At 35.1% G+C, this 6,876-nt stretch carries 6 protein-coding genes; 4 read left to right on the top strand and 2 right to left on the bottom strand.

Annotation, left to right across the window (positions count from 1 at the left end; genetic code table 11):
* The 3 genes from AB4Y90_RS17400 to AB4Y90_RS17410 form a co-directional block, all read left to right on the top strand.
* The coding region (locus tag AB4Y90_RS17400) for a T9SS type A sorting domain-containing protein (RefSeq protein ID WP_441558828.1) at positions 1–326 on the top strand (326 nt) is incomplete at its 5' end.
* A 14-nt stretch (positions 327–340) separates the two neighbouring features.
* The gene (locus AB4Y90_RS17405) at positions 341–1,468 is read left to right on the top strand and encodes a hypothetical protein (RefSeq protein ID WP_441558829.1); all 1,128 of its coding nucleotides are present in this window, start codon (positions 341–343) and stop codon (positions 1,466–1,468) included.
* 106 nt (positions 1,469–1,574) lie between these two features.
* Positions 1,575–3,782, top strand: a complete 2,208-nt coding sequence (locus tag AB4Y90_RS17410; protein WP_441558830.1) for an NADP-dependent isocitrate dehydrogenase — start codon at positions 1,575–1,577, stop codon at positions 3,780–3,782.
* Positions 3,783–4,090: 308 nt separating this feature from the next.
* Here the strand turns inward: AB4Y90_RS17410 and AB4Y90_RS17415 are convergent, their stop codons facing one another.
* The gene (locus AB4Y90_RS17415) at positions 4,091–4,771 is read right to left on the bottom strand and encodes a hypothetical protein (RefSeq protein ID WP_441558831.1); all 681 of its coding nucleotides are present in this window, start codon (positions 4,769–4,771) and stop codon (positions 4,091–4,093) included.
* Positions 4,753–5,133, bottom strand: coding sequence for an MFS transporter (locus tag AB4Y90_RS17420; protein ID WP_441558832.1), 381 nt, complete (start codon positions 5,131–5,133; stop codon positions 4,753–4,755). The genes AB4Y90_RS17415 and AB4Y90_RS17420 overlap by 19 nt, the downstream gene beginning before the upstream one ends.
* Before the next feature lie 162 nt (positions 5,134–5,295).
* On the opposite strand from AB4Y90_RS17420, the gene AB4Y90_RS17425 reads away from it, so the two are divergent.
* Positions 5,296–6,594 carry a hemolysin family protein gene (locus AB4Y90_RS17425; protein WP_441558833.1) on the top strand — a complete coding sequence of 433 codons (1,299 nt, stop codon included), beginning with the start codon at positions 5,296–5,298 and terminating at the stop codon, positions 6,592–6,594.
* Positions 6,595–6,876: the final 282 nt, after the last annotated feature.

Raw genomic sequence — 6,876 nt, forward strand, 5'->3', positions numbered from 1 at the left:
ATGTGATCCCGACCAATCCCGACAAAGCAAATTCCGGAACAATGGGAATGCTTTACCAGACTGTTTTACAGGTTTTGGGAGTTAATGAGCTTGAAAAAGATAATGTAAAAATCTATCCCAATCCTACTGCTGATTTTGTTTATGTAAAATTAAATTCAAAATCAAAAATCGAAGGTGCAGAAATTTATGATCTTTCCGGAAAACTTGTTTTCAGAACAAAATTAGAATCAGAAAAACTTGATTTAAGAAATCTCCAACAAGGAATTTACGTGATTGTTTTCAGAAATTCTGACATCAAACCTATTAAAATTATCAAAAAACCTTAAAAAACTCATTTGAAATGAAAAAACTCTACACTACATTAGGATTATTCTTAGCAACATTATTGAGCGCACAAGTTCCGCAAGCTTTTAGTTATCAAACTATTGCATTTAATGCTTCGGGAGCTCCTATTGCCAACGGAAATGTGGCTTTAAAAATCAGCATTTTAGAAAATTCTGCTACAGGAGCTGTTTTATATACAGAAACTCACAACAAAACAACCAACTCAAAAGGCTTAGTAAATCTAAATATTGGTGAAGGAACCGCAACAACAGGAACTTTCGGAGGAATCAATTGGGGAACGAACACAAAATTTGTAAAAGTAGAAATGGATCCTGCAGGTGGAAGTAATTATACAAATGTAGGAGTAAATCAATTGATGAGTGTTCCTTATGCTCAAGTTAGTAAAACGGTTGTAACTGGAGCTGGGCAAGGAATTACACTTACTTCACCGAATGGAACAGCTTATACGTTGGGAGTGAATGACAGTGGAGCATTGAGCTTACCTACAAACTCCAGCTCAACAGGAAACAGTCTGCCATCAAATTTATATATGTTTGGATCTTATAATAATTTTAACACTTCTTCATCTGAACTTTTGAGAGGTAATGGAATTCCAAAAGTGGGTTATAAATATCTTCAGGCTAATACACAAATAAAATTTTTAGCTTCACAAGCAAACGGAGCACAAACTTATGGTTCTGATTCTAATGGATTTATTACACTTAATGGGAGTAATTATAATGTTTCTTCCAACGGTTTTTACCAAATTGCCCTTGATTATAGTGCACCAATAAATGCACCAATAAATGTAGGTGCGCATTTCACAAACTTTTCTCCACAAATTCAGTTCACAGTAATTTCAGGTACTATGCCTGTAACTTCTACTTCCTATAATACTACTACAGGAAAATTCACGATTAATGTAAATGGAGTCACAGCAGGCAACGGAGGTTCTTTTTATTTAAAACTAGCTTCACAAGGTAATGTTGAAGAAGTCTTAGGCGACAATCTGAATGACGGGCTTTTTGATATAGATGGTGCTTATATTACTTTTCCAAATCTTACAAGTACTCCGAAAAATTATAAAATTGAATTCAATATAAATTTTGACGGTACTGGAGCTTACACAATAACCCAGATATAAATTTAAAGAGGCATTAGCCTCTTTTTTTATGTAAAGATTCCAAATAAAACAATCATAATCACTAAATTTGTGAATCTTAAAATTAAAACAATAAACTAACATCATAATGTCAGACAAATCAAAAATCTATTACACACTTACGGATGAGGCTCCAATGTTGGCAACACACTCGTTTTTACCGATCGTAAAAGCGTTTACAAAGTCAGCAAACATTGAAATCGCTGTTCCGGATATTTCTTTGGCAGGAAGAATTTTAGCCAACTTCCCTGAGTTTTTGAATGATGATCAGAAAATCGGTGATGCATTGGCAGAATTGGGGCAATTGGCAACTCAACCTGATGCAAACATTATTAAATTACCAAACATTTCAGCTTCTGCTCCGCAATTAGATGCTGCAATTGCTGAATTACAAGGAAAAGGTTTCGCAGTTCCAAATTATCCTGCTGAGCCGAAAAATGATGAAGAAAAAACAATTAAAGCTAAATATGCTAAAGTTTTAGGAAGTGCTGTAAACCCTGTGTTAAGAGAAGGAAATTCTGACAGACGTGCTCCGAAAGCCGTTAAAAACTACGCAAAAGCAAATCCTCACAGAATGGGTAACTGGGCTTCTGACAGCAAAACTGACGTTGCTCACATGAATAGCGGAGATTTCTACGGAACTGAAACTTCAACGACTGTAGAAAACGCTGCAAAATTCAAAATCGTTTTTAAAGGAAACGATGGTTCTGAAACTCAATTAAAAGATTTCACAGCTCTTCAGGCTGGAGAAGTAATCGACTCTTCTAATTCATTGAAAGCTTTCGTTCAGCAAGCAATTGATGAGGCTAAAAACAGAAACGTACTTCTTTCTGCTCACCTTAAGGCTACGATGATGAAAATCTCTGATCCAATTATTTTCGGAGCGATCGTAGAAACGTTCTTCAAAGAAGTTTTTACAAAATATGCTGAAACGTTCAAGTCTTTAGATATTAATCCAAACAACGGTCTTGCCGATCTTTTCGATAAAATCAAAGGAAATGAGCAGGAAGCTAATATCAAAGGAGATATCGAAGCTGCTTTGGCAAACGGACCAAGAGTAGCGATGGTAAATTCTGACAAAGGAATTACGAATTTCCACGTTCCTTCAGATATTATTGTTGATGCTTCTATGGCTGCTTTGGTAAGAGGCGGAGGAAAAATGTGGAACAAAGACGGAAACGAAGAAGATACGGTTTGTATCATTCCAGACCGTTCTTACGCAGGTTTCTATCAGTCAGTTATCGATGATATGAAAGCGCACGGAAAATTAGATCCTACAACAATGGGTTCTGTTCCGAACGTTGGTTTAATGGCTCAAAAAGCTGAAGAATACGGTTCTCACGACAAAACTTTCCAGGCTTCTGCTGAAGGAACAATTGAAGTTCAGGATGAAAACGGAAATGTTCTTCTCTCTCAGAAAGTTGAAGTGGGTGATATTTTCAGAATGTGTCAGACGAAAGATGCTCCAATCCAGGACTGGGTAAAATTAGCGGTAAACAGAGCAAGATTATCTGATACACCTGCCATTTTCTGGTTAGATAAAGGAAGAGCGCACGACAGAGAAATGATCAAAAAAGTTGAGAAATATTTAGCTGATCACGATACAAATGGTCTTGACATTAAAATTCTTGACGTAAAAGATGCAATGACGGAAACGTTGAAAAGAGCGAGAGAAGGAAAAGATACGATTTCTGTTTCAGGAAACGTATTGAGAGATTATTTAACTGACCTTTTCCCGATTCTTGAACTTGGAACTTCTGCAAAAATGCTTTCTATCGTTCCATTAATGAACGGTGGCGGTTTATTTGAAACAGGAGCGGGAGGTTCTGCTCCAAAGCACGTTGAACAGTTCATCGAAGAAGGTTATTTAAGATGGGATTCTTTAGGTGAATTCTTGGCTCTTCAGGCTTCTTTAGAGCATTTGGCACAAACTCAAAACAATACAAAATCTCAGGTTTTGGCGGATGCTTTGGATGAAGCGAATGCTAAATTCTTAGCAACTGATAAATCTCCTGCTAGAAAAGTTGGACAAATCGATAACAGAGGTTCTCACTTCTATTTGGCAATGTACTGGGCTGAAGCTTTGGCAAATCAAACGGCTGATGCAGAATTGGCTGCACAGTTTGCTCCTGTTGCAGAAGCAATGCAGGAAAATGAAGAGGTTATCAATGCTGAATTGATCGGTGCTCAAGGAAAATCTCAAAATATTGATGGTTACTTTAAAACTGACACTTACAAAACGTATGAGGCAATGCGACCAAGTACTGTTTTAAATGAAATTATTGACGGAATCTAATTTTCAGATTTAATATAAATGAAAAGCTCCTTTTTTAAGGGGCTTTTTTGGTTTTTTAAACACTAATGACACGAATATTTTTCACAAATTACACAAATTTATTTACCACAATCTAAAGAAAAGAATTGTAAAAAATTTATATTTTAAGTTTTGGCTAAAGCCAATCTTCATATTACAAAAAATAAGCGGGCTAAAGCCCGCTCCTATTGATATGATTAGTACAAAATCTGAGATTTATCAAAAAACAATTCACAATTCACAATTCACAATTCACAATTCACAATTCATAATTCATAATTCATAATTAATCAAACATGCGCTTTTCTCCATTTAATCATACTCAGAATAAATAATCCTAAAACTCCCATTACAAAATATCCTTCAGCAACCTGTAGCTGAATTTGAGGTTTAATAAGTGTTACAATTCCGTAACTTATTGCAGAAGTAAGGATAAACACTACTCCACCGGTCATTCCGCCTGCAAGTCCGGCAGAATTTGGGAATCTTCCGATGCAGTAAGAGAAATAATTATTAAAAATAAATCCGGCAGTCACATGAATAACGAATGCAAAAGCAACCAGACTGTAAATATTATTTGAAAAATAAGAAGCTATAAACATCAAGACAATTAATGATAATTGAATGAAATTAGCATTACGGATTTTGGGAAGAAACGCTTTATTAATTAATGCTTTTCCTAAAAATCCTCCCGCCATCCAGGCAAAACCTAAAATTAAAGAAACATAACCCGCAATGACTTCAGAATAGCCCATTTTATGTTCGATGATGAAAGATCCGCAGAGATTAAAAAACATAATCATCGAATAACTGATTCCGCACATCACCATTCCGTAGAAAAAATCTTTGGCTTTAAACATTGTATCATATTCTTTCAGCAAAAATTCCACATGAAAAGGATTTCTTTTCTTTAAGGTTTCGCCAGAAAAAACCAGTTCTAAAATTAAAAGTATCAAACTATACCCTGCCAAAACATAAAAATTAGACCAACGGCAAATCCCGACAAAACGCCCTGCAAAACACGCATTGCATAGATTACAAAAATATTCTGAGTCGTTGCAGTAATCAGAAAAGAAACCACAAACAAAGCAAGAGAAGCCAGAGAAATCTTATATCTTCCGAAAGAATCTACGATGCTTCCCGCAAAAAACTGCGTTAAACCGTAGCTAATTAAAAATATCGATAAAGTAAGCTGAATATTACTTTCCGGTTGATGAAGTTCGGTGGCCATACTCGGCATTGAAGGCAAATAAATATCTGTTGCCAAACCCGACATCGGGATCATCGCAAAAGCAAGAATGGTTGCAATGAATTTGTTTTTCTCTTTTAACATCCGCATGAAATTTTCAGGCCCCAAAATTCGGACTTTTTTATTTATTCATGCGTGTTCTTTAGATGAATAATTCTGAAATAATATATAATTAAATTCAATCAAAAACAGCAGCAGATTTTATTTTCTTTTTTCTTAATTTTATAAGCATCACCAAAATTAACTATGGAAATCTTCATCATCATTGTTTTAATACTTCTCAACGGGGTATTTTCAATGTCTGAAATGGCATTGGTCTCTTCCCGGAAATTTAAACTCAGCCATCTTAAAAAGAAAGGAAACTCTAACGCGAAAACTGCCATCAAGCTTTCCGAAAATCCTAATCAATTCCTTTCTACCGTACAAATCGGGATTACGCTGATCGGAATCCTGCTAGGAATTTATTCCGGAGACAAACTCACTGCAGATTTTGCGAAATACATTTCTCAGTTTGAGGTTTTCTCAGAATATTCTAAAGGAATTGCTGCCGTTTTAATTGTTGCAATAATTACTTTTTTATCGATCGTTTTTGGCGAATTGATCCCTAAAAGATTAGGCTTAAAATATCCTGAAAAAATTTCAGTCTTCATTGCGAAACCGATGTATTGGCTTTCTGTACTCGCTTCGCCTTTTGTGTGGTTGCTTACCGTAACCAATGAAGGGGTTTTAAAACTGTTCGGAATTAAAAATGATAAAAAAGAAACCGTCACCGAAGAAGAAATAAAATCGATCATTAAAGAAGGAAATGAAGGCGGAATTATCGAAGAAAAAGAGCACGACATCCTGAAAAATGCATTTGCTTTGGGCGACAGAAGGGTAAATTCTCTGGCAACTCACCGCTCGCAGATTATTTCGTTAGACGCAGATGACGATTATGAAACGATTAAAACAAAAATTAAAAACTGCTCATTTTCAACGTATCCTGTAACTGAAGGAAATAATATCGACAACATCATCGGAATTGTAAGAATGAAAGATCTTTTTGATTTTTCGCATCAGAATTTTTCTTTGAAAGAGCATCTTAGAAAACCGTTTTTTGTGAGAGAAAACTCTTTTATTTATCCGCTTTTAGAAAGTTTTCAGGATAACAGGTCGCACATCGCAATCGTTATCGACGAATATGGAACCACGAAAGGAATCATCACTTTAAATGATATTCTGGATGACCTTATCGGAAATATTCCTGACGGAACGGATCAGGAACCGAATATTATCAAAAGAAATGAAACCTCATGGCTGATTGACGGTAAATGCCCGATCCATGATTTTAAAAAGTATTTTAATATTGAAATAAACCAACAGATTGAAAAGGAATTTGTGACTGTTTCAGGATTATTCTTCCATGATTATGATGATATGCCGAAAACCGGCGACACGGTAAAAATTGGAAATCTTCTTCTGGAAATCATTGATAAAGACGGAAACCGGGTTGATAAAATTTTAGCCAGCAAAATTTTAAATACCAATACTGTTTCAAACGAATAAATTTAATTTAAATGATTATAAATTATTTTAAAATTCTTAAAATCTTGGTTTTGTAAAATTTTAATTCGTAATTTTAAAGAAGAGTTTCACCAAAAAGCATCAGAAATTATGGAAAGTATAAAGTTTGAAATTACACCTTATCAGGACGAATTGCAACTGTTAATTGACGATAAAAAAGTAGGTTATATGTCGATTTCTGTCGACGGAAGACTGCTTAATGTGTATTATACCAAAATTGATGAAAGTCTGGAAGGGCATGGTTACGCCAAACTTCTTCTCGAC

Source organism: Chryseobacterium sp. 2TAF14 (genome assembly GCF_052115105.1).
Classification (GTDB): domain Bacteria; phylum Bacteroidota; class Bacteroidia; order Flavobacteriales; family Weeksellaceae; genus Chryseobacterium.

What these genes read in the sequence shown, in the direction of transcription:
- AB4Y90_RS17420 (WP_441558832.1), bottom strand. Translation starts at nt 5,133, where the DNA reads ATGTTAAAAGAGAAAAACAAATTCATTGCAACCATTCTTGCTTTTGCG.
- AB4Y90_RS17405 (WP_441558829.1), top strand. Translation starts at nt 341, where the DNA reads ATGAAAAAACTCTACACTACATTAGGATTATTCTTAGCAACATTATTG.
- AB4Y90_RS17410 (WP_441558830.1), top strand. Translation starts at nt 1,575, where the DNA reads ATGTCAGACAAATCAAAAATCTATTACACACTTACGGATGAGGCTCCA.
- AB4Y90_RS17425 (WP_441558833.1), top strand. Translation starts at nt 5,296, where the DNA reads ATGGAAATCTTCATCATCATTGTTTTAATACTTCTCAACGGGGTATTT.